18 protein-coding genes are annotated in these 24,757 nt (G+C 50.4%); 16 read left to right on the plus strand and 2 right to left on the minus strand.

The window, feature by feature from the left end; genetic code table 11:
* Nucleotide 1: 1 nt before the first annotated feature.
* Nucleotides 2–5,047, minus strand: a complete 5,046-nt coding sequence (locus BLP55_RS03495; protein WP_091141052.1) for a translocation/assembly module TamB domain-containing protein — start codon at nucleotides 5,045–5,047, stop codon at nucleotides 2–4.
* 372 nt (nucleotides 5,048–5,419) lie between these two features.
* Here BLP55_RS03495 and BLP55_RS03500 point away from each other — a divergent pair, with 372 nt between their 5' ends.
* The 10 genes from BLP55_RS03500 (at nucleotide 5,420) to BLP55_RS03545 (ending at nucleotide 16,480) form a co-directional block, all read left to right on the plus strand.
* Nucleotides 5,420–6,655, plus strand: a complete 1,236-nt coding sequence (locus BLP55_RS03500) for an HD domain-containing protein (protein ID WP_091141053.1) — start codon at nucleotides 5,420–5,422, stop codon at nucleotides 6,653–6,655.
* A gap of 67 nt (nucleotides 6,656–6,722) precedes the next feature.
* Nucleotides 6,723–7,751: a UDP-3-O-(3-hydroxymyristoyl)glucosamine N-acyltransferase gene (lpxD, locus tag BLP55_RS03505; RefSeq protein WP_091140938.1), complete on the plus strand. Its 1,029-nt coding sequence runs from the start codon at nucleotides 6,723–6,725 to the stop codon at nucleotides 7,749–7,751.
* A 6-nt stretch (nucleotides 7,752–7,757) separates the two neighbouring features.
* Nucleotides 7,758–9,146, plus strand: coding sequence for a bifunctional UDP-3-O-[3-hydroxymyristoyl] N-acetylglucosamine deacetylase/3-hydroxyacyl-ACP dehydratase (locus tag BLP55_RS03510; protein WP_091140939.1), 1,389 nt, complete (start codon nucleotides 7,758–7,760; stop codon nucleotides 9,144–9,146).
* A 130-nt stretch (nucleotides 9,147–9,276) separates the two neighbouring features.
* On the plus strand, nucleotides 9,277–10,062 hold the full coding sequence (lpxA, locus tag BLP55_RS03515; protein ID WP_091140940.1) for an acyl-ACP--UDP-N-acetylglucosamine O-acyltransferase: 786 nt from the start codon (nucleotides 9,277–9,279) through the stop codon (nucleotides 10,060–10,062).
* A gap of 102 nt (nucleotides 10,063–10,164) precedes the next feature.
* Nucleotides 10,165–10,731 (plus strand): elongation factor P, encoded by a 567-nt coding sequence (gene efp / locus BLP55_RS03520; protein WP_091140941.1) that lies wholly within the window; start codon nucleotides 10,165–10,167, stop codon nucleotides 10,729–10,731.
* A gap of 92 nt (nucleotides 10,732–10,823) precedes the next feature.
* Complete coding sequence (locus BLP55_RS03525) at nucleotides 10,824–11,753, plus strand: UDP-3-O-(3-hydroxymyristoyl)glucosamine N-acyltransferase (RefSeq protein WP_091140942.1); 930 nt, start codon at nucleotides 10,824–10,826, stop codon at nucleotides 11,751–11,753.
* A gap of 5 nt (nucleotides 11,754–11,758) precedes the next feature.
* Complete coding sequence (locus tag BLP55_RS03530; protein ID WP_091140943.1) at nucleotides 11,759–12,121, plus strand: hypothetical protein; 363 nt, start codon at nucleotides 11,759–11,761, stop codon at nucleotides 12,119–12,121.
* A 1-nt stretch (nucleotide 12,122) separates the two neighbouring features.
* Nucleotides 12,123–13,244 carry a hypothetical protein gene (locus BLP55_RS03535; RefSeq protein WP_091140944.1) on the plus strand — a complete coding sequence of 374 codons (1,122 nt, stop codon included), beginning with the start codon at nucleotides 12,123–12,125 and terminating at the stop codon, nucleotides 13,242–13,244.
* Nucleotides 13,245–13,331: 87 nt separating this feature from the next.
* A complete protein-coding gene (sucD, locus tag BLP55_RS03540) occupies nucleotides 13,332–14,204 on the plus strand; it encodes a succinate--CoA ligase subunit alpha (protein WP_091140945.1) in 873 nt (290 codons plus the stop codon).
* Nucleotides 14,205–14,332: 128 nt separating this feature from the next.
* The gene (locus BLP55_RS03545; RefSeq protein WP_139149594.1) at nucleotides 14,333–16,480 is read left to right on the plus strand and encodes a T9SS type A sorting domain-containing protein; all 2,148 of its coding nucleotides are present in this window, start codon (nucleotides 14,333–14,335) and stop codon (nucleotides 16,478–16,480) included.
* A 123-nt stretch (nucleotides 16,481–16,603) separates the two neighbouring features.
* Here the strand turns inward: BLP55_RS03545 and BLP55_RS03550 are convergent, their stop codons facing one another.
* Nucleotides 16,604–17,305 (minus strand): hypothetical protein, encoded by a 702-nt coding sequence (locus BLP55_RS03550; RefSeq protein ID WP_091140947.1) that lies wholly within the window; start codon nucleotides 17,303–17,305, stop codon nucleotides 16,604–16,606.
* A 152-nt stretch (nucleotides 17,306–17,457) separates the two neighbouring features.
* Between BLP55_RS03550 and fabG the strand changes: the two genes are divergently transcribed.
* The 6 genes from fabG (at nucleotide 17,458) to BLP55_RS03580 (ending at nucleotide 24,718) form a co-directional block, all read left to right on the plus strand.
* The gene (gene fabG / locus BLP55_RS03555) at nucleotides 17,458–18,204 is read left to right on the plus strand and encodes a 3-oxoacyl-[acyl-carrier-protein] reductase (protein WP_091140948.1); all 747 of its coding nucleotides are present in this window, start codon (nucleotides 17,458–17,460) and stop codon (nucleotides 18,202–18,204) included.
* Between the two features lie 89 nt (nucleotides 18,205–18,293).
* Entirely contained in the window at nucleotides 18,294–20,333 is a 2,040-nt protein-coding gene (locus BLP55_RS03560; protein ID WP_091140949.1) for a hypothetical protein, read from the plus strand.
* A 62-nt stretch (nucleotides 20,334–20,395) separates the two neighbouring features.
* On the plus strand, nucleotides 20,396–20,809 hold the full coding sequence (locus BLP55_RS03565; protein ID WP_091140950.1) for a thioredoxin family protein: 414 nt from the start codon (nucleotides 20,396–20,398) through the stop codon (nucleotides 20,807–20,809).
* Nucleotides 20,810–20,937: 128 nt separating this feature from the next.
* Complete coding sequence (locus BLP55_RS03570; RefSeq protein WP_091140951.1) at nucleotides 20,938–22,071, plus strand: alpha/beta hydrolase; 1,134 nt, start codon at nucleotides 20,938–20,940, stop codon at nucleotides 22,069–22,071.
* The gene (locus BLP55_RS03575) at nucleotides 22,071–23,507 is read left to right on the plus strand and encodes a leucyl aminopeptidase family protein (protein ID WP_091140952.1); all 1,437 of its coding nucleotides are present in this window, start codon (nucleotides 22,071–22,073) and stop codon (nucleotides 23,505–23,507) included. Before BLP55_RS03570 ends, BLP55_RS03575 begins: the two co-directional genes overlap by 1 nt.
* Nucleotides 23,504–24,718, plus strand: a complete 1,215-nt coding sequence (locus tag BLP55_RS03580) for an ATP-grasp domain-containing protein (RefSeq protein ID WP_091140953.1) — start codon at nucleotides 23,504–23,506, stop codon at nucleotides 24,716–24,718. Before BLP55_RS03575 ends, BLP55_RS03580 begins: the two co-directional genes overlap by 4 nt.
* The last annotated feature ends 39 nt before the right edge of the window (nucleotides 24,719–24,757 follow it).

Below are 24,757 nucleotides of genomic sequence, written 5' to 3' on the forward strand. Positions count from 1 at the left end.
CTTATTTCTTTTTTGCGGCCTGTTTCTTGGCCTTTTTGGCCGCCAGGTCCTTTTCGATCTCACGCTCGCGGTCGGACTTTTGGAACAACTCACGGAACTTGTTGTAATCCATCGTGATGATGAAACCCACACCCGTTTCGACCACTTGCCCTTGCAAGGCTACCTGGTATTCGTTTTTGCGGTACATGCGCACGCGGTACCGTCCGTCCTTGGTGAGCTGGTAGTCGGCCGAGACATCGCCCGCAATATTGGTCATTTGTTCGTTGGCCTGTTCCTGTCCTTCGAGCCCAAAGTTGCTGCCCACGGTTACCTTGAGCCGGTCGTCCAAAAATTTCCGCGACAAATCGACGTTGAGGTCGGTGCGGTTTTGGCGTTGCCCAGAAGTGTAATCGTCGGTCGATTCGAGGTCAAAATTGAGTTCGACACCCGCAATCAAATCGCTCGCCAAGTTGTTGAGCTGTTGCGACAAAATCTTGCTCGCGCTTTGACGCGCCATCGATTCACCCGTGACGGCGCCCGCTTCGCTCGAGAACGGATTCTCGCCGATGAATCGGTTGAGCAGCAACACCGCAAAAACCTGTTTGTTCAATTCGGACGGATTTTGCCGCAGTTGCGCCAGCTTGGTCTCGGTGGTGTTGATGACCAAAGTCGAAACCGAATTGTTGCCTTCCTCGAGCTCGATGTCGAACGTGATTTCGGGTTTGAGCAATTCGCCCTTCATGATCAGGTTGGTTTCGAACGGGATACGCTGCTTGTATTGGTTCCTGACATCGTCTGAAACACCCGCCAGTTGGTCGTCTACCAGGTCGATCGGCGCGGTGTTCGACTTGTAGATGGCCGTGATGTTTACATCGGCTTGTGTCGGTTCGCCTGTCCACAAAATATAGCTTCCCGGCTTGATGTCGAACTTGCGCTTGATCAGGTTGAAGGTCATCTGGTAAGCGCCCTCAGAGAATTCGTAACGACCGGTAAGCGTGGTTTTTCCCGACGGATCGATGCCACCGGTAAGCCGCGCTTCGCCTTTGAGGTTCAGGTAGTCGCCGTTGCCTTTGTCGATGATCAGGTTGAGTTCGGCCGATTTGTCGATTTCGATGTTCACCGAAGCGTCGATGCCCTTGAACTTGGTTTTTGCGATCGTATCGTTGACCTTGATGTTTTCAAGGAACGGATTGTCCTGGTCGATGAACTCGACAATGCCTTCGCGATCGGCCACAGACGGATCGGACTGCGGCAAAACCACCGTAAGTTTGGTGTCTTCGTTGACTTTGAGGTTGCCGCCGATGACAGGCTTGTTCATGTCGCCGCGCAAACGCAGGTCGGTGTCCAGATACAACTCACCATAGTACAAATCGTTGTCTTTTTCCTTGGAATTCATCGCCCTGAAATTGTCGGCCTTGACGTTCAGGTTAAACGCATAGTCGCGGTAGTTGGGCGTATCGACGCGGCCTATCAGGAACAGTTGGTTGTCGTTTTCATCCGACAAAGAGAACTTTTCGAACCAGATCCCGCGGTCGTCGAACACGATTTTGTCGTTGAGCAATTTGAAATTGGAGTTGATCGGCACCACCGTAAACGCGCCGTCGTTGAACTTGAGCTGGCCAATGACGTTCGGGTCATCGATGTTGCCCGTAATCTTGAAATTGCCCGTTAAATGGCCGCTCGAATTTTTGAGGTTGCCGGCGGTAAAGCCCTGTATGCTTTTGATTTCGAGGTGTTGCACGTCGAGGTCCAGATCGAAACCCTGGTTGGCCGCAAAATATTTTCCGTTCAGGTTGACCTGGTTGCCGTTGCCCGTAATTTCGACCTTGGCGTCGTAGGTATTGGCGATTTCATTGTTCACATCGATCTTGATGTTGCCGATGGTATCGGTCTTGAATCTGAATTCGTCGATGTTCAAATTGGCCGTAAACGTGGGCGTTTTTTGCAAATTCTTGAGCAACGCATTGCCGTTGATGCGCCCGCCCATCAAAAGCGAATCTTGTTGGATGATGCTCGTAAGGGTTTCGATCTTGAAATCCTTCAAATCTACGGCCAGCGGCGCATCGGGTGCTTCTGACTGCGATTGGATCTTGATCGAAGAACCATCCTTGCTGAGTTCAAATTGGTTCGCATAGATGCCATTGCCCAGCCTGATCTGGTTTGCGGGATCGATTGTCCAGGGTTCGTAATTGAGCTTGAAGTTGTCGGGGATGAGTTCTATGATCGTTTGCCCGTCTACCGATTGCAGGATGCCCGCAATCAGGTAGCGTTCCTCGTTTTTGAGGTCCTTGAGTTGGATTGTGTAGGCCACCGTATTGTCCTTGACTTGGCCCGAGACGTTGGTGTAGGGGAGTTGGATGCTCGGGTTCGAGATGTCGTCTACCGTTACACTGTACACAAGCGCACCGTCGCGCGTATCGACTTGAACAACGGCATTCGACAGGTTGTTTTCGCCATACGTCAGCTTGGGAACCAACCCCGCCACATGCAACGTATCGCCCACCGAGTTGTAGCCGCCCGCGATTGCAATCGAATCGAGCGCCTTGATGTCGGGCACCATCCGAAACAGCAACGGGCTCGCTTTGACCTTGAGGTTAAAATCGAATTGCTGTTCGGCGGTAGGCTTGGCTTTCGCCACTTTCGGACTGGTGTCGTAGTATTTTGCAACCGAATGCGACAATGCCTGTCCTACCTTAGAGAGTTGGAATTTCCCCACTACATCCGCATCGGCAAACTGCGAACGCAACGACAGCGCGCTTTGCTCGGCGGTGGTTGTGGCCAGCACATTGATCGAATCGAGCGCGAACTCGCCGTTGGTGTTGGCGAACATGATGTGGTGCAGGCTTACCTCGCCGTTCAAATAATCGAGGTCGACCGTAGACAAATCGGCGTCTACCGTGCCCCGGATCTTCATAGGCCCCGCATGCAGGTTGAGCTTTTCGAGATCGGCGATGTCCAGGTTGAGTTTGAGTTTGACGGCCGGGTATTTGTCGCCAAAATCACCCGTAGTGTTCATGTCGAAGGTCAAATTGGGATCGTCCATCGTGGCCTGTGCCACAAAAGCGCCGCGCTCGATGTTGCCGTCGAGCACCAAATCGTGAAACGTATATTGGTTGTATTCGGCTTTGTACACACGGCCCTTGACCGTGGCCGTAGCGGTTTTTGGGTCGAGCCCCGTGCCGTCGACGCGCGCCTTGAGCGTCACGCGTCCAATCGTATCGTTGTTGAGTAACCTGCCGACGTGAAAATTCTGTACGTCGACATCGGCCTTATACCGCTCGGCATTTTTACGCGTCTGGTCGAACGTGGCCTTGACCTTTGCGTTGCCAAAGCTGGTCTTGAGGTTCAGGTTGGTCATGAAGTCGTCGAGACGACCTGCGAAATTTCCGTCGAGCGACAACTGGCCGGGCAAACGAATGGAACTCGGGATCGTTCCCTTGGGAACAAATTGTTCGATGTCGCGCGCCGTAGACGAAATGTTGTGTACCGTCAGGTCGAAGTAGGCATTTTTGGCATCGGGCAGTCCGGTGATGCGGCCGCTGGCATCGAGCGTGGTGTTGCCGATGCCGCTGAGTTCGAGCTTCGGGATTTCGATATTGTTGACTTTTCCCGTGACGCGGCTGTCGATGTGCATGACGCCATTCGGATTGCGTTTGAACGGATCGGTGTCGGCCAGCGTCGGCACGAGTATCAAAATGTCCTTGAACCCGATACGGCTGCCCTCGATATTGGCGTCTATGGCCAGTTGCCCGATGTCTTTCGAAAGGCTTTCGACCGATGGATACGCCACCGCGATTTGGTCCTTGAGTAAGGTTTGCGGTGTCTTCAAATACAACTTTTTGAGGTGTGCGTTTTTTTTGCCGTAGTAAAATTCCGTCTTGAGCGATTGCACATCGAGCCCGCTCTTCTCTTGTACGGTAAACGCGTAGATATCGCCCGAAATGACTTCGTTGGCCATCACGAATTTTTCACCGACGAGGTTAAAATTCTTTAGGTCAAGGTGTTTGTAGTCGATGCCTTTTGGGGTGGGCGCGGCGTTTTGGTCGTCGTAGCGAAACGAAATGGCCTTGAGATCGGCTTGGTTGACCTTGACCTGCCACGGCATGCCCGGAGTGGCTTCGGGTTGTTCTTTTGCGTTGGCCACCGATTTTGCAAGTTCACGTTCGTACTTACCCACGACCAAGGCGCCCTTGAGTTGGTTGATGTCGAGGTTCTCGAGTTCTATGGTTTGTTTGGCGATGTCGAATTGGTTGACGCGGATCCGCATTTTTTGCAATTGGAGCCCTGTGCGCAGCGCCGTGTCTTGGTTGTCGTAGCCAATTTTGATGCGCGAAAGGTCGATTGTGCCCAGCTTGAGCTTTAGGTTGGGTTGTTGCGCGAGCGAATCGGCGACTTCGCGCGTGGTCACGACGGCCTCTTCGACCAACCGGCCTTGTTTGAGCTTGAGGTCAAGCCCGTCGAGGTTGATTTTTGGAATGTCGAATGACAGCCTATCGAGGTCGAACGCGTCGATTTCGGTATCGAAATGCGCAATATAGGCCGACAGGTCATTCTTGGTGATTTTGTCGTCAAAGGTCGCGCGGATGCGGTCGAGATTGATTTCCTTAACCGAAATTTTCATCGGTTCGGATGGTTCTTCTTCTTTTTTTTCTTCGGACGCAAACGCCTTGATGATGTAGTCGAAGTTAAAAACAGAATCCTTATCGCGTTTAACGTTGGCCGTGATGCCTTTTAAATCGACCGAATTGATCTGCACCTCGTTGCCCAGGAGTTTGAAAAGACTGATGTCTACGGCCAGTTTTTCCCCCGCAAGCAGGGTGTCTTTTTGCTGGTCTTCGAAATAAAAGTTTTCGAGGATGACTTTTTTGGGTAGGCCTATTTCGATGCGCCCGATGGCTACCTTGGTCTTGAGTTTTTCTTCGAGATAGGCCACGGCCTCGTCCTTGATTTTGTTCTGGATGGCCGGAACCTGGATGAGCAATACCACCAAAAGGAACAGTCCTAGGATTGTGCCGACGACCCAAAGCAACACTTTTGCGGTCTTCTTGATGTGTTTTTTGTATTCCAAGGTTTCGGGTTTTGTGACCAATGTAGTCTAATTCGGGCTAAAATCCTAATGGAAAAATTCAATTTGCCGAAGTGTAAAAATCACGGTTTTTGTTCGGAATGCGCTTATACTATAGAGGGTTTATGTTACATCATTTGGAAATGGGACGACGTAAATTTTTCAAAGCGACTAAAATGTACAGTTTTGCTATAATGTCGGTACGGATAGAAAAGGTAACTTGTGCCCAGGGAAGGGGGGCTTGAAGGTTTATCCCAACGAAATAAAATCGACAGTAGGTTATAGAAAATCTGTATATTTTGTTAAATTTTTGAGACGACAGGAACACGCATCCACAACATAGATTTGCTATCTTTGTTACCCAAAATCCGCAACGTGACGCAAATCAACAAACTCAAGATACTCAACGATCCGATTTACGGATTCATCACCATCCCGAATCCGTTGTTGTACGATTTGATCCAGCATCCGTATTTTCAGCGTTTGCGGCGCATCTCGCAAATGGGGTTGTCGTACTTGGTTTACCCAGGAGCACACCACACGCGGTTCCATCATGCGCTGGGCTGCATGCACATCATGCAAAAGGCCATAGAGGTTTTGCGTTTCAAGGGCGTCGACATATCGAAGGACGAAGAGAATGCGCTGTACATCGCCATCCTGTTGCACGACATCGGCCACGGTCCTTTTTCGCATGCGATGGAACACAGTATCGTCGAAAACGTCAACCACGAAGCGATTTCGATGTTGTTCATGGACCGGCTCAACGCCGATTTTGACGGACAATTGTCGCTCGCCATCAAGGTTTTCAAAGGCGATTACCACCGCAAATTCATGTTGCAGCTGATCTCGAGCCAACTCGATATGGACCGTATGGACTACCTCAAACGCGACAGTTTTTATACGGGTGTGGCCGAAGGGAACATCAATTCAGACCGTTTGATCCAGATGATGAACGTGGTAGACGATGTGCTCGTTTTGGAAGAAAAAGGCATCTATTCGATCGAAAAATTCCTGATGGCACGCCGCCTCATGTATTGGCAGGCATATCTGCATAAAACGAGCCTTGTGGCCGAACTGATGCTCATCAAGGTGTTCAAACGCGCCAAGGATTTGACGCAAAAAGGCATCGAGTTGCCGTGTAGTCCATCGTTGTTGTTCTTTATGCGCCACAAGATTGAATTGGCCGATTTTGACCAACAAGTGCTCAACCGTTTTGCGCAGCTCGACGATTTCGACATCGTGGGCGCGCTCAAGGCATGGCAGCACCACGACGATTTTATCCTGAGCCGTTTGTGCCGCATGATCATCAACCGCGATTTGCTCAAGATCAAACTCAGCAGCGAGAAATTTCCGGCGGCCGAGGTGTCCGAATGGGTGGCCAGGCTTGCCGCGACCGGAAAGGTGTCGCCCGCCGAGGCATCGTACTTTATTTTCAAGGGGAAGATCAAAAACCAGGCGTACAACAAATCGGCCGAACCCATCCACATCCTGAAGAAAGACAAGACCATCGAAGACGTGGTAGAGGCCTCGGACCAACTCAACCTGAAGGCGCTCTCGAAACCCGTCACCAAGTATTATATTTGTTTTCCAAAACAACTGATAGAAAATTAACACGCATCGTCAAATTTTTATATTTTTGTCGGCAGTTCCATTTTTTTATGGACCTTAATCGCACAGGATGAAGTTTACAGCAGCACAGATAGCAGGCATTTTAGAGGGCGAGGTCGTAGGCAACCCAAACGCCGAGGTGTACAAACTCTCTAAAATCGAAGAAGGCACGGACGGTTCGCTGACCTTCCTTGCGAATCCAAAATACACCCCGTACATTTATTCTACCCGCGCGACCATTACGATCGTCAACCATTCGTTTGTTCCCGAAACAGAGATTTTGACGACGTTGATCAAGGTAGACGACGCCTATTTGTCGTTTACGCGTTTGCTGGAATTCTACGACCAGGCGCGCAAGGCCAGCAAGAACGGCATCGAACCGAATACGGTCATTTCAAACAACGTTACCTATGGCGACGGTCTGTATTTGGGCAGTTTCAGCTATGTAGGGTCGAACGTCAAGATCGGCGCGCACGTCAAGATCTATCCCAACTGTTACATCGGCGATAATGTGACCATTGGCGACAACTGTACCGTTTTTGCGGGCGCGAAGATTTATGCCGATACCGTCATCGGCCAAAACTGCGTGATCCATTCGGGCGTGGTCATAGGCGCCGACGGATTCGGGTTTGCACCCAACAAAGATGGCAGTTACAACAAGGTACCGCAAATAGGCAACGTGATTCTCGAAGACAACGTAGACATAGGCGCTGGAACCACGATAGACCGTGCAACCATGGGCTCGACGGTGATCCGCAAGGGCGTCAAGCTCGACAACCAGATCATGATCGCGCACAACGTAGAAATCGGCGAAAATACCGTGATCGCGGCGCAAACCGGCGTGGCGGGCTCGACCAAGATCGGCAAGAGCTGTATCATTGGCGGACAGGTGGGCATCGCAGGGCATCTGGTCATTGGTAACAACGTCAAGATCCAGGCACAATCGGGCATCGGCAAGAACATCCAAGACGGCGAAACAATTCAGGGAACGCCAGCTTTGGGCTATTCCGATTTCAACAAGGCATACGTCCATTTCCGAAACTTGCCCAAGATTGTCGCCGAACTCAACGAACTACAGAAAACAATAAACAAAAAGTAACTGACCATGGTTAAACAAACGACCATACAAAATGAAATTTCGCTTACCGGTGTTGGGTTGCACACGGGCAAAGAGGTAAAGATGACCTTCAAGCCGGCGCCTGTCAACAACGGGTATACCTTTGTACGCGTAGACCTCGAGGGCCAGCCCATCATCGAGGCCGACGCAAATTATGTCGTGAACACGCAACGCGGGACCAACCTCGAGAAGTTGGGTGTCAAGATCCAGACTTCGGAGCACGTTTTGGCCGCTTTTGTCGGATGCGATGTAGACAACGTAATCATCGAACTCAATGCTTCTGAGCCGCCCATCATGGACGGATCGTCCAAGTATTTTGTCGAGGCCATCGAGAAAGCGGGTATTGTCGAACAACAAGCCGAACGCAATTACTACGTGGTCAAGGAAGTCATCCAGTTTACCGACGAAGCCACGGGCAGCGAGATCATCGTTATGCCTGCCGACGATTACCAGGTCACGACGATGGTCGATTTTGGGACCAAGGTGCTGGGTACGCAAAACGCGACGATGAAAAACATCAGCGATTTCAAGAGCGAGATTGCCGATGCGCGCACGTTCAGCTTTTTGCACGAACTCGAATCGCTTTTGGAAAACGGATTGATCAAAGGTGGCGATTTGAACAACGCCATAGTATACGTAGACAAGGAAATTTCGCCGGGTACGATGGAAAACCTCAAGGTCGCCTTTGGCAAGGACAATATTTCGGTCAAGCCCAACGGCATCCTCGACAACCTCACGCTGCACTACCCGAACGAGGCCGCGCGTCACAAACTGCTTGACGTGGTGGGCGATCTGGCGCTCATCGGGACACGCATCAAAGGAAAAGTCATCGCCAACAAACCGGGGCATTTTGTCAATACGCAGTTTGCCAAGAAAATGGCCAAGATCATCAAGATCGAACAGCGCAACCAGGTGCCGGTATACGATTTGAACCAGGAGCCGCTCATGGACATCCACAAAATCATGTCGATGTTGCCGCACCGTCCGCCGTTTTTGCTCGTCGACAAGATTTTTGAATTGTCGGATACCCACGTGGTCGGGCAAAAGAACGTCACGATGAACGAGCCGTTTTTTGTCGGACACTTTCCGGGCGCTCCGGTCATGCCGGGCGTATTGCTCATCGAAGCGATGGCGCAAACCGGCGGTATCTTGATTTTGAGTACGGTGCCGGATCCGGAAAATTACTTGACCTATTTCATGAAAATCGACGGCGTGAAGTTCAAGCACAAAGTGTTGCCGGGCGATACGCTTGTCTTTAAGTGCGATTTGATTTCGCCCATCCGTCGCGGGATTTGCCACATGCAGGCCAACGCCTACGCCAACGGCAAGCTCGTGGCCGAAGCCGAATTGATGGCGCAAATCGTCAAAAACCAATAGTTTTGGTTTAATCGTGGAATCGGTTAACCGTGTAATCGTAAGTCCCCAGAAAAGATTGGTGAACAAGCGATTGAACGATTGAACGATCAAACGATTAAACGATCAAACAAATAAACGATTAAACAAGATTATGAACCAACCATTAGCCTATGTGCATCCGGGCGCGAAAATCGCCAAGAATGTGGTCATCGAACCCTTTACGACCATCCACAACAATGTGGTGATCGGCGACGGGACCTGGATCGGGTCGAACGTCACCATCATGGAGGGCGCACGCATCGGTAAGAATTGTAATATTTTCCCGGGCGCGGTCATCTCGGCCGTACCGCAGGATTTGAAATTCGGCGGCGAGGAATCGCTGGCCATCATCGGCGACAACTGCACCATCCGCGAATGTGTCACGATCAACCGCGGTACCGTGGCTTCGGGCCAGACCGTGGTGGGCAACAACTGCCTGATCATGGCCTATGCGCACGTGGCGCACGATTGCGTGATCGGGAACAATTCGATCATCGTCAATGGAGTAGCCTTGGCCGGACACGTTGTCATCGGTAACCACGCCGTGATTGGCGGATTGGCGGCCGTGCACCAGTTCATCCATATCGGCGACCATGCGATGGTGTCGGGCGGATCGCTCGTCAGGAAAGACGTGCCGCCGTTTACCAAGGCCGCAAAAGAACCGCTGTCGTATGTAGGGATCAACTCGGTAGGGCTTAGAAGACGAGGGTTTTCGACCGAAAAAATCCGTGAAGTGCAGGACATCTACAGGATTTTGTACCAGAAAAACTACAACACCTCGCAGGCCGTGAGCATCATCGAAGCCGAGATGGAGGCAACACCCGAACGCGATGAGATTTTGGATTTTATCCGCAATTCGTCGCGCGGCGTGATGAAGGGGTATACCGGAAACTATTAGTAATTAATTATTATTTATTACTATTATTTATTTCTTCCGAGAACGTTTGTCGACGCGACAATAAACAATAACAATAAAAAATAAAAAATAAAAAATAAAAGAATGGCATCTACATCAGACATTAAAAACGGATTGTGCATCAAGTTCAACCACGACATCTATAAAATCATCGAATTCCTGCACGTGAAGCCGGGCAAAGGGCCTGCTTTTGTAAGAACGAAACTCAAATCGGTGACCAACGGCAAGGTGGTAGACAACACGTTTTCGGCCGGACACAAGATCGAAGAAGTACGCGTCGAGACGCACAAATTCCAATACCTGTATGCCGAAGGCGAACAGTTTAACTTCATGAACACCGAAACGTTCGAGCAAATCACGATCAACAAGAATGCGCTCGACGCACCCGAACTCATGAAAGAAGGTTCCGAAGTGATGGTACAGATCAACACCGAAACCGATTTGCCGCTTTCTGTAGACATGCCGGCGTCGGTGATCCTCGAGGTAACCTATGCCGAGCCAGGCGTGAAGGGCAACACGGCCACCAACGCGACCAAATCGGCTACCGTAGAGACCGGCGCGACAATCAACGTACCGCTGTTCATCAACGAAGGCGACCGTATCAAGATCGAGACGTCGACCAGCAAATACATGGAACGCGTTAAAGATTAATTATTATTTATTTTTATTATTTATTGTTTCCGAAGACGTTGTTCGTAGCGACAATAAATAATGACAATAAAAAATAAACAATAATTAAATTTATGAAATTCCCAAAGGTCTATCCACTTCAAGAAATTGCCCAGCTTATTGGTTGTAAGCATGTGGGCGACAATAACTTTCCGGTACACGGAATGAACGAAATCCATGTCGTGGAACCTGGGGATATTGTGTTTGTAGACCATCCAAAATACTACGATAAGGCGCTGCAATCGGCTGCAACCATTGTGCTGATCAACAAAGAAGTCGATTGTCCTGAGGGAAAAGCCTTGTTAATATCCGACGATCCGTTTCGGGATTTCAACAAGCTGACGCATCATTTCAGACCGTTCCGGTACGCGAGCACCTCGATTTCGGAATTGGCGGTCATAGGCGAGGGGACGATGGTGCAACCCAATTGCTTCATCGGCCATCACGTGAAGATCGGCAAGAATTGCATCATCCATTCGAATGTATCGATCTATGACAATACCGTCATAGGCGACAATGTGATCATCCATGCAGGAACCGTAATCGGCGCCGATGCGTTTTACTACAAAAAGCGCCCAGAAGGGTTCGACCAGTTGCTTTCGGGCGGACGTGTGGTCATCCACGACAATGTCGGTATCGGAGCGTTATGTACGATAGATAAAGGGGTTACGGGCGATACAACCATAGGCGAAGGCACAAAACTCGACAACCAGGTGCACATCGGGCACGACACGGTAATCGGCAAGAAGTGCTTGTTTGCCGCGCAAACAGGAATAGCAGGGTGTGTGGTCATCGAAGACGAGGTCACTTTTTGGGGACAATCGGGAACCACCAGCGGCATCACCGTAGGAACCAAGGCCGTCATCCAGGGTCAGGCCGGGGTCAGCAAATCGGTCGAAGGCGGAAAGACATATACCGGAACACCAATCAGCGAAGTCCGGGATAAACTCAAGGAACTTGCCACGTTGCGCCAGCTTCCCGAAATCATCAACAAACTCAAATAGATACAATGTCGGCCAAAAAGATCGTACAGGACTTCTACAAATCCGATGCGCTGATCAACAGCGAAATCATGAAAAACTACCTGCACCCCGAGGTGTTGCTCGACTGGAACAGCAGCAAGGGGTTCCTGCAACTCAAATACAAGGACATCCTTGACTTGACGTCGCAAATGGAGCGTTCCTACATTCGGTCGAAGGCGCGCGTAACGCATCTTTTTAACGACGGTAACCAGGTTTGCGTGCGGTATTCGCATTTCATCAAAACTGTCGAAAATCCGCGCGAGGACATGTTGCTCGCGCATTTCCAGGTTATTTGGGAGCTCAAGGACGACAAACTGTACCGCGGTTTCCAGATGAGCCAATTCGGTTGATATGCAAGCCGCGTTGTCCGCAGCCAAAGAAACGGCCGTAATCAGGATTACGGTATTGGCGTGGTTGGCGGCAAAGTTCATCAGTTGGCGTTTGTGGTTGCCTTACCGCTTGTTCCCAACACTCCCCGTTTTTCATTTTTTAGATTTCCCCGATTTTAGCCATACGATACTTGCCATAGCATCGGTCGTGATGATGGTCTTGGTTTTGGTGTTTCCCGCCAGACGCTATTTGTTGTGGATCGTTGTCGTTTTCGAGGTACTCTCGTGTTTGCTCGATGTGATGCGCTGGCAACCCTGGCAATACCAATTCATGCTGACGTTTGTGTTGTTTTGCCTGGCAGGCGACCAGCCCAAACGATTTTTAAGCTCGTTTGGATTTTTGCTTTGTGCGACGTACCTCTACAGCGCGTTGCACAAATTCAGCGATGCTTTTTTGCAGGACGTTTGGTTGGGATTCCTTTTGAAGGGCTTCGGCCTTTCGGAAAGTTTTGGGCAGTCGGCGGTTGTCTATTATTCGGGATATGTCATGGGCGTCGTTGAACTGGCCATTGGTTTGGGATTGTTGTTGGCCAAGAACAAGAAACCGTTTGTTTGGCTTTGTATCGCCATGCACGTAGGAATCCTGCTGGCGCTTGGGCCGATAGGTATCGACGCCAACGCCGTCGTGTGGCCGTGGAATGTGGCGATGGCCGCAATGGTGTGGGTTGTTTTCTTCGACAATGGCGTCTCTTTTTCAGTCGATTTTATGAAGCCGTTGTTCCACAAAGTCGTCGTCGTTTGGCTGGGTATGCTGCCTGCACTCAATTTCATCGGGCTTTGGGACGACTATCTTTCGTTTGCCATGTATGCGGGCGGCAACGAGAAAATGTTGATTTGTTTCGAAAACGACAAGCTTCCCGCTGCACTCCAAAAGTACAAAACCGCGCCGTTTTGTGGCGACGACGAGACCACCATCAGCATCACCAAGTGGTCTTTCAAGGAGTTGGAAGTACCGGTTTATCCAGAAGAACGCGCGTACCGTGCCATCAAGAAACGATACACGCAAATCCATCCCGGTACCGCCGACCGTTTTATCATTTACGATTTTCCGTACCGACGCGAAGATGTGCGCGCCGTAGAATAACATCGGGATTTTTTTTGGAAAAGAATGGTAGAAATTCTCCCCAAAAACTTACATTTGCATAGCAATTCAAAAACCAAAAAATAAATCATGAGTGTTCTAGTCAATAAAAATTCCAAGATCATCGTACAAGGTTTTACAGGTAGCGAGGGAACGTTCCACGCTTCGCAAATGATTGAATACGGCACCAATGTCGTGGGCGGCGTAACCCCGGGCAAAGGCGGCACGACGCACCTCGATCGTCCGGTATTCAACACCGTGAAGGATGCCGTAGAAAAGGCGGGTGCCGACACGACCATCATTTTTGTACCGCCGGCCTTTGCAGCCGACGCGATCATGGAAGCGGCCGACGCGGGCATCAAGGTGATCATCACCATCACCGAGGGCATCCCCGTAGCCGATATGATCAGGGCCAACGACTATATCAAAGGACGCAACTGTACGCTCATCGGGCCAAACTGTCCGGGTGTCATCACGCCTGAAGAAGCCAAAGTAGGCATCATGCCTGGTTTTGTGTTCAAGAAAGGCACCGTGGGCATCGTTTCTAAATCGGGAACGTTGACTTATGAAGCGGCAGACCAGGTGGTCAAGCAGGGCATGGGCATCACGACGGCCATCGGTATCGGTGGCGACCCGATCATCGGGACCACGACCAAGGCTGCTGTCGAATTGCTCATGAACGACCCTGAGACCAAATGCATCGTCATGATCGGTGAGATCGGCGGACAACTCGAGGCCGATGCCGCGCGCTGGATCAAACAGGACGGCAACCGCAAACCGGTCATCGGATTCATCGCGGGCGAAACCGCACCAAAAGGAAGAACCATGGGCCACGCCGGTGCGATCGTTGGAGGTTCTGACGACACGGCCGAGGCCAAGAAACGCATCATGCGCGAGAACGGCATCCATGTGGTTGATTCTCCGGCTGAGATTGGTAAGAAAGTAAAAGAGGTGATGGGATAATTCACTGGATTACAAAAATATAACATACCCCGTCCGGTTTTGGATGGGGTTTTTTTATATATTTACGGGGTTGGAATCTTGCCTGGTTATCAGAATTATCTTATTTGTCAATTTCAAAAACATTGCTTGTGAAAAAACTTTACCTTTTTAGTTTATTGTTGTTTGGCGCTCTGGGACAGGCGCAGATTGTGTTTCCAGATCCGAATTTGAAAGCTGCGCTGCTGAGCGAACAGCTGTTTATGGATACCATTGACTTCGATGGTGATGGCGAAATCAGTTTGTATGAAGCAAGCCAATGGTCTTATCCGATAGACATAAGCAACGCAGGCATCTCTGATTTGAGCGGGCTGGAATATTTCATTTATGTTACCGAGATCAGGGCCCAAGGAAACCAAATTACATCGATAGACACGAGCCCCTTTATCGGGCTGGAGTTTCTGGACTTACGAGACAATATGCTATCCGCGTTTACGTTCGATGTACAAACCCTATCAACCGCTTTTGGGTATCTTAGATTGGATCTGCGGGGTAACCCTATCAATACATTGAATATTTTTTGCGGAGAAGGGAGTAGTACCGATACAGACGTCGACTTATTACTTACCGAAGTGCCTTCAAATATTTCTGTCGTTGGAGAAATTGATGCTTTCGGTTATTTCGGTACGCTTGCAACCAGTATTGATATTCCATTCAAGGTAGGTTCGCTTTTTATGTACGATGCGCCAAACCTTACCCATATTAATATTAGAAATGGCTTTTCGGATCACTTGGTCATTGAAAACGTGCCCAATCTGCAACATGTTTGTGTCGAGCATAACCAAGATCAATACCCAATGGGTGTTGAAGAGGGTATTGTGATTGACGGTGAAATACTATCGCAATGGCATACGGCTTACTTTGAGGTCAATAGATACTGCACGGTGGCCGAAGGGAGCAATTTTAACGAAATAACAGGTTCCATGCGTTACGACAGCGCAGGCGATGGATGCGATGCGAACGACACCGCCTTTGCACATGCCAAATTTCAAATAACGGGTGACCAGGAGTTTATCGTTACTTCAAGATCTGATGGTACATACAGCAGTTTGCTGCCGCCGGGCGATTACTCCATTTCTCCTGTTTTGGGTAGCGAAAACAACTATTTCACGGTATCTCCTGCCCAAGTGCCTTTTACGTTCCCCGTTGCAGGGAATTTGCTTTCTCAGGATTTCTGTCTGATGGCCAACGGCGCCCACCCAGACCTCGAAGTATCCATCGTTCCATTAGGCTTTGCGCGTCCCGGCTTCGATGCAAACTACAAATTGATCTATAAAAACAAAGGCACCGTCACACTCGACGGCACGGTAAGTTTTTCGCACGACAATACCGTCGAGTATGTAGGCGCCAACCCGGCGGTTTCGTCGCAAACCGCGCAACAACTGAACTGGAGTTTTACGGGACTGCAACCGTTCGAACAACGCGAGATCGTGGTGACGATGAACGTCAACTCGCCTACGGAAACCCCTGCGGTCAACGATGGCGACATCTTGACGTATGCCGCCAGCGTAACCCACGGCCAAACCGAGGAGACGCCGAGCGATAACACAGCCACACTAAACCAAACGGTCACAAATTCCTTCGACCCGAACGACAAGACCTGTTTGGAGGGCAACGCGATTGCGCCAAGCATGGTAGGGCAGTACGTGCATTATAAGATCAGGTTCGAGAATACGGGATCGGCCAACGCGACCAACATTGTCGTGAAGGATGTGATCGATGCCGAGAAATTCGAGATTTCGAGCCTTGTCCCGATGGACGCAAGCCACGATTTTGTGACGCGCATTTCGGGCAACAACGTCGAATTCATCTTCGAGAACATCGACTTGCCGTTCGACGACGCCAACAACGACGGCTACGTGATGTTCAAGATACGCACCAAGCCGACGCTTGGGATCGGCGATTCGTTCAGCAACGCGGCCAGCATCTACTTCGACTACAACCATCCGATCGTGACCGAGCCGGCCGTGACCACGGTGCAGTTGCTCGGCATGCAGGATTTTGCGTTCGAGACGGCGTTTGCATTGTATCCGAACCCGGCGCAGGACGTGCTCAATATCCAATCGAAATCAGACCTCAAGACACAATCGGTCGAGGTGTACAACGCGCTCGGGCAATTGGTCATCGCGACCACCGATGCGGTAAATTCCGTAGACGTATCTAAATTGAAAACGGGCAATTATTTCGTGAAGATCAAGACCGGGCAAGGCGTGGCGCAGGCGCGGTTTGTTAAATCCTAATTTTGTCGTAGGGTAAACCCCTTGCAAACTGTTACACTAAAAACCGGGCAGTCTCATAGGTTCGGTTTACATAAGAATTCATTTCATGTGTGGCCGCGTCCGACGCTCTCGGATGCGGCTTTTTTATTGGTTGTAGAACCGGCTGTCCCACATTTGCGCACTGAAACTTCGGCCGCGCATAAAAAAGCCATACATGGCCACGGCAAAAACCGATTTGAACAAAAACAAAAAGATAATCAGTTTGGCCCAAGGAATTTTTTCGCCCAATTGATTGATGGGAATCATCCAAGTCAGCAACAAACTCAACAGCACACAAAAAGCGGTAAACCAACCCAGGTTGCGCAACGGAAGCACCAGCCATTTTCGAACCGAACCGAGGTCGCCGCCCCATTGGTGCACCAGGTAAAAATAGTCGTTGTCAAGCGGCACAAAAAGCAGCGGGTCGTCGTAGTTGTCGAGTTTGAACGCGCCCGTCGGGGCCATGATCCTAAAATGCCCGAGCCGCGTTTGGTGGCGGTTTTCGAGCTCGCGGATTGCAGACAACGCTTCCTCGGGAAAGTGATTCCTGAACCTTTGGCTTTCGAGGAAACGCAGTCGGTAGTCGATACACACTTTCCTGATTTGGGACAGCGAAAAAATCCGATCGGTTTCGAGCAAATCGAAAATCATTTGGTTGGGCGCTGTTGTGCCGTTTTGCAAGGCATCGATGGTTTGCGCGCGACGCTGCTCGTGCAACGCCAATACCGAGGCCACTTCGCGTAGGATCGAATCTTCATGGGATTTGTTTCGCTGTTTGAGCAGTTCTTGTTTTAGATCGACACGCATCGGGTTTTGTATAAGTGATTTAAAGATACGTCCGAAATCCGAAAAAACGCACGCCCATGTTGTTAAAACTTCGCATCGGCTTACCACCTTTGCAAGCAAATATTGCTATATTTGACACTTCAAACATACCAAAACTAACAAACCAACTCAGTATGAAGATTCTAGAAGGAAAAGTAGCGATCATCACCGGGGCCAGCCGCGGAATAGGCAAAGGAATAGCCGAAGTTTTCGCCAAGCACGGGGCCAACGTCGCCTTTACTTACAGCTCATCGGCCGCTTCTGCGCAAGAACTCGAGAACCAACTCAATGCGATGGGCATCAAATCGAAGGGCTATCAGTCGAATGCCGCCGATTACGAGCAGGCGCACAAACTCATCGACGACGTACTGGCCGATTTTGGCACCATCGATATTTTGATCAACAACGCCGGCATCACCAAGGACAACCTTTTGATGCGTATGGGCGAAGAAGATTTCGACCAGGTGATCGATGTGAACCTCAAATCGGTGTTCAACATGACCAAGGCCGTCCAGAAGACGATGCTCAAAAACCGCGCGGGTTCTATCATCAACATGAGTTCGGTGGTGGGCGTCAAGGGTAACGCCGGGCAAACCAATTATGCGGCTTCGAAAGCGGGCGTCATCGGGTTCACCAAATCGGTGGCTTTGGAATTGGGTTCAAGAAACATCCGTTGCAACGCCATCGCCCCGGGATTCATCGAAACCGAAATGACGGGCAAACTCAACGAAGACGTCGTACAAGGCTGGCGCGAAAGCATCCCGCTCAAACGCGGTGGTACGCCCGAAGACGTGGCCAACGCCTGTTTGTTCCTGGCTTCAGACCTGAGCGCCTATGTGACCGGGCAAGTCATGAACGTCGATGGCGGAATGTTGACTTAATTTATTTTGAATGTTGAATTTTGAATTTTAAATTGTTTGGGTTTCGCCCCATCTGGAACTTAAAATTTAGAATTTAAAATAACCCCTTGATGACCACATCCACCATACTGTTGATCATTCTTTCACTGGCCGTGGCGGCGGGTTTGTCATTTTACCAATACTTTTACAAGGCCGGCCAAAGGAACAAAATCCATCTTTGGCTGGCTTTGTTGCGTTTTGTGGCGCTGTTTGGCTTGTTGCTTTTGCTGATCAATCCGGTGGTTTCGCGCAAGACGTTCGAAACACAAAAGACACCGCTGGCCATTGCGGTCGACAATTCGGCGTCGGTAACCGATCTTAAAGCCGACAAAACGGCGCGCGACTTGTATCGGGAACTTGCCGGGAACAAACAGCTTCGCGACAAGTTCGACATCCAACCCTATGTTTTCGCCGACGAATTCGAACCGATGACGGCCGAGGGGCAGGCGCTCGATTTCAAGGGAAGCCAAACCAACATCGACCTTGCGGCCAAAAACCTCAAGACGCTGCACAAAAACAAGACGTTCCCAACCGTGCTCATCACCGACGGCAACCAAACCTCGGGCAACGACTATGTGTACGGTTTTGACCCGAACAACAAAGTGTTTCCGCTGGTGTTGGGCGATACGGCCACCGTCATGGATTTGCGTATCGGCCAACTCAATGTCAACAAGTATGCGTTCCACAAGAACAAGTTTCCGGTAGAGGTTTTCTTGCAGTATTCGGGCAACAAACCGCTGACGGCCAATTTTAGCATTGCGCAGGGCGGTACCGTTTACCACAAACAAACGGTGGCGTTCTCGTCGTCCAAGCGTTCGGCTGTTGTGAATGTGTTGCTTCCCGCCGACCGCACGGGTTTGCAGGTATTCAAGGCTTCTGTCGCGTCGCCCGTGCAAGAGAAGAATACGTACAACAACGCCAAGAATTTTGCGGTCGAGGTGATCGATCAACGCACTGAGATCGCAATCGTTTCGACCATCAGCCATCCCGACATCGGGGCGCTAAAACGCGCGATCGAAAGCAATCCACAACGCAAAGTAACCATCGTTAAGCCGCAAGAAATCAAATCGTTGTCCGATTACAATGTGCTGGTTTTGTACCAACCCAATCCGGCTTTCAAACCGCTGCTGGACCAGAACAAAACGGCAGGTGTCAATACGTTTGTCGTGACCGGAACGGCAACCGATTTCCAGTTTTTGAACCTGAACCAAAATCAGCTGGTTTTTCGCATGAGCGGCCAATCGGAGGACTATTTACCGTCGTTCGAGAGCCAATTCAATTTGTTTGCGCTCGACGACATCGGGTTCGACAACCTGCCGCCGTTGCAAAACGCGTTCGGGACGGTCACTGTCAACGGAAGCACCAACGTGCTGCTTTCGTCGCGCATACGCAACATCGCCACGGGCGCGCCATTGTTGGCTTTTGCCGAGAATCAAGGAAAACGCGCGGCCTTTTTGCTGGGCGAAAACAGTTGGAAATGGCGGTTGCAGAGCCACGTCGATCACCAATCGTTTGAGAAATACGATGTGTTTATCGACAAGATCATCCAGTTTTTGGCATCGAACAATGCACGCAAGTCGCTTGTCGTGAACCATGAAAGTTTTTACAATTCGGGCGAGGCCATCGAAATTACGGCGCAGTTTTTCAACAAGAATTATGAATTCGACGAAAAAGCCCAACTGTCGATTTCGTTGACCCACAAAGCAACCAGTCAAACCAAACATTACGACCTGCTCAAAACCAACAACGCCTACAAAGTCAACCTCGACGGGTTGGCGGCAGGCCAGTATCAGTTTGCCGTGCGCGAGCGGAACTCGAAAACCACCTACAACGGCTATTTCGAGATACTCGATTTTGACATCGAAAAACAGTTCGTCAATCCCGATTTGGGCAAACTGCAACAGCTGGCCACGCAAACGCAAGGGCAGGTATTTGTGCCCAATCAGTTGGATGCACTGGTCAAGCAACTGCTCGAAGACCAGCGCTACCAGGCGGTACAAAAAGCCATCGCCAAGAAAACCCCGCTCATCGAATGGGTTTGGTTGCTGGTGATCATCGCCGCAGCGTTGGCCACCGAATGGTTTGTACGCAAATACCACGGCATGTTGTAAAAATGCAACGCAGGCCGCGCCGTGTGTCGAATAATTTGATACTTTAGCCCAAAATTACCCCCATGAAAACTACCGCGATAGTAGTGTTGATGCTGTTTGCCGGTTCGGCGTTCGGGCAATGGCAGTCCGATTTAAAGGCCGCCATCAAAGAAGCGTCGGCCACCGACAAAAAGGTGCTGTTGTACTTTACGGGTGGCGAAGATTGCGAGAATTGCATCCAATTGCAACAACAAGTACTCGAAACCACCGAGTTTTTGGCGTATGCACGGGAGCACTTTGTATTGGTGCGGCAGGATTTCCTGTCGAAGGAAAACCTCGAAGAAAACCTGCTCATTGTCGAGAAGTACAACAAGGACGGCTTTTTTCCTCTCGTCGTCATCATCGGTGGCAACGCCAAGAGGATCGGGCAAATAGGCGTATACCAAAACGAGACGCCCGGCCAATACATCGATAAATTGCGCGCGCTGGCGCACTAGCCCTTTTCGGAATTTCCAAAAAAACGCCGCGGAGAATCGAATATCCGCAAATCTTTGCCGTTCGTGGTCTTTGGCTTTTTTTTACTGCGCGAAAAACCTATATTTACGCGAGAAGTTTGACGTTTTTTATGAAGTCCCCCAAACAAACTGTATTAGACGAAGTAGACGATTTGACCGAGCCGCAGCTCAACATCCTGCTTACCACGGACGAGGACGACGACCGTCCGGTGTACCTGTCCGGCAATTTCAACCAATGGCATACCCAAGACCCGCTTTTTGAGATGGAACGCATCGGCAACGGACTGTACCACTACAAGTTCGCGCCCGATTTTGTGTACCCCGATGAATTGTTGTACAAATTCACCAAAGGCGATTGGAGCGAGGTCGAGATCGACAAATACGGCAACCGCACCGAGAACCGTTCGTGCAAACAACACACGGGCGTTAGAAAGGAGCACGTCGACAAATGGCGCCACAACTGGCTGCCTTTCCGGTCGCATTTTTTGCCCAAGATCGAACTGATTTCGGAGGAATTCGAAATGCCGCAACTCAACAAAAAGCGAAAGATATGGGCGCTCTTGCCCCATGATTACGACAAGTCGCAGGAACACTATCCTGTTTTGTATCTGCAGGATGCGCAGAATCTGTTCAACGAAAACGCCAAGTACGGCAACTGGGAAATCGATAAAAAACTGGCGGTGATGTCCGAGTACAAAATCGGCAAGATCATCATCATCGCCATCGAACACGCCGAACAGGACCGTATCAAGGAATACAATGTGGGCAAAACGGTGCTGGGGGCGGGACAGGGCAAAAAATACATCCGCTTTGTGACCGATACGCTCAAGCCGTTTGTCGACAAAAAATACCGCACCAAACCCGAACGCGAACATACCGGCATTGGCGGCAGTTCGATGGGTGGGCTCGTGAGCATTTACAGCGGATTGATGTACCCCGAGGTCTACGGCAAACTCATGATTTTTTCGCCATCGTTGTGGGTTGTGCCCAAGATGAATTTCAGCGGCGTCGAATTTGACGAGCCCGCCGACACCAAGATTTATTTGTATGCGGGCGGCGACGAAAGCGCGACGATGATCAAACACGTCAAACAATTCAAGAACAACCTGGTCCAGAACGCTTTTGTGTCGGACAAGATGAAAATCAAACTCAGCATCAACGCGCTGGGCAAACACAACGAGATTTACTGGAGCGACGAGTTCCCGAAAGCCATCGAATGGCTCTATTTTAGCAATAAAGACTGATGAAGACAAACCACCTCAATTCACTCGACCAATTCCAAGGTACGCTGTTGATCCCTGTAACCGAAACCAGTCCGCAAAACCTGTTGCCGACCGAATTTCACGGCGTGTCGGTGCCTTCGCGCGTTTTTTTCGGTAAGAAAGACACCCATTATGTGGTCGAGAAATACGAAAGCCTTCACGTTTTTGTAGGCATCGGCAAAGACAGCGATTACAAGTCGTTGCGTACGATTTTCCGTCGTTTGGCGGCCAAGCAAAAAGAATTGTTCCAAAAACAAACCGCGTTGGTCTTGCCCGAATCGTTGTCGAAAACCCAAATCGAAGCGATCCTGTCCGGGCTGTATTGGGGAACCTACGACTTGGGCCATTTCAAAAAAACAGACGGACATCCGCTGGCGGCACCCGATTTTACACTGCAACTCTTTTCGAAGAAAGACCAAAGTATGGTTGCCCAACGCGCGTTCAAGATTGCCGCCGCGCAATTGCAGACGTTGCACCTGGTCGATTCGCCGCCCAACGTGGCCACGCCAAAATACCTGTCGGATTGGGCCAAAAGCGCGGGCGCGCAGTTCGGGTTTTCGGTCACCGTGCTCGACAGAAAAGAATGTCAGAAACAAAAAATCGATGCTTTTCTGGCCGTCGGCAAGGGCAGCGTCAACGAACCGCAGTTCATCATCATGGAATATTCGCCCGATAAGATCATCGACAAAACCAAACACATCGGCTTGGTAGGCAAGGGCATCACGTTCGATACGGGCGGGCTCAACATCAAGGTGGCGGGCATGTACCACATGAAGTCGGACATGGCGGGCGGTGCGGCCGTACTCGGGGCCATGCAGCTCATCGCCGATTTAAAGCTACCGGTCAAGGTGACCGCCATTGTCCCGGCATGCGAGAGCGCGGTAGATGCGAATTCGTTTTTGCCGAGCGATGTCATCGGGAGCTATGCCGGACATTCGATCGAAATCATCGATACCGATGCCGAAGGCCGGTTGATTCTGGCCGACGGATTGTCGTACCTGATCAAGAACTACAAACCCGATACGATCGTCGATTTGGCGACGCTTACCGGGAGCGCCGTCGGAACGTTCGGATACGAGTGCGCGGCCTTGTTCACCAACAACGTCCAAATGGCGCAAAAAATGCAGCAGGCAGGCGACGCGATCGGGGAACGCAGTTGGCCGTTGCCGTTGTGGGACGCCTACAAGCCCGACATCGACAGCGATATCGCCGACGTCAAGAACTGGAGCGGAAAACCCGTTGCGGGCGCGATCACTGCAGCCAAGTTTCTCGAGTATTTTACTGAAGGACATACGGCATGGGCACATCTCGACATTGCGGGCGTGGCCTTTGGCGACGATGAATTTGCCAAAAGCAAGCACGCCACGGCCTTTGGTGTACAATTATTGACTACATTTATTGAAAACTATACGTTATGAGCGCTTCCAAAACCTTCGTCTGTATTTCGAATTTCTACAAAGGGTCTGATTTTATGATCCGTCTCAAGCAATTGGGCAACACCGTTTTTCTGGTCACGACCGATAAATTGCGCGACAAACCGTGGCCGTTCGATCATTTGGACGATGTGTTTTACATGGAAGGACAAGACACCGATTGGAACCTCGAACACTTGCTGTTGGGCGTGAGCAACCTGATGAAGTCGACCCAAATCGACGCCGTGGTGGCGCTCGACGATTACGATGTGGAAAAGGCGACCTACCTGCGCGAAAACCTACGCATCTCGGGTATGGGACAAACCACCGGACGTTATTTTCGCGACAAGCTCGCCATGCGGATGCGCGCCAAGAGCTGTGGTATTTCGAACCCGCAGTTTTGTTCGTTGTTCAACGACCACGACATCAATACTTTTGCCGATACCGTCTCGCCACCCTGGGTGCTCAAGCCGCGTTCCGAAGCCTCGGCGCACGGGATCATCAAGGTGTACGACAAGGATTCGCTTTGGATGCACATCAACGAAATGGGCAACAACCGTTTCAAATACCTTGTCGAGCAGTTCAGGCCGGGTGCGGTGTACCATTGCGACAGCTTGATCGTAGACGGCAAGATCGTGTTCAGCATCACCTCGAAATATTTGGCCACGCCCATGGAAATCTCGCAAGGCGGCGGTATTTTCCGTACGGCCAACATCCCGTACAATTCAGACGACGACAAGGCCATCAAGAAAATCAACGAACAAGTCATCAAAGGATTTGGGCTCAAGCATGGCGCTGCACATTCGGAATACATCAAATGCAACGACGACGGCCGGATCTATTTTCTAGAAACCTCGTCAAGGGTAGGCGGGGCGCACATTGCCGAAATGGTCGAAGCCGCTTCGGGAGTCAATCTGTGGAAAGAATGGGCCGCAATCGAGGATGCGCTCGTAAAGGAACAAACCTACAAGCTGCCCAAGGTCAAAAAAGAATTTGCGGGCATTGTGCTGACGTTGTCAAAATATGAAACCCCCGATTTATCGTCTTTTAACGATGTCGAAGTGTGCTTTCGCGTACCGCTCGAATACCACGCCGGACTGATCGTACAATCGGACAAGCACGAAAAAGTACTCGGGTTGCTCGATACTTATGCAGATCGTTTGGTACGCGACTTTGCAACAGTGGCCGCGGCGCCCGAGGTTAAAAATCTACATTGATTTACAACTGTTTATTCGGCCCAACATAAAATAAATAAA

The organism is Flavobacterium caeni, assembly GCF_900101895.1.
Taxonomy (GTDB): Bacteria; Bacteroidota; Bacteroidia; order Flavobacteriales; family Flavobacteriaceae; genus Flavobacterium; species Flavobacterium caeni.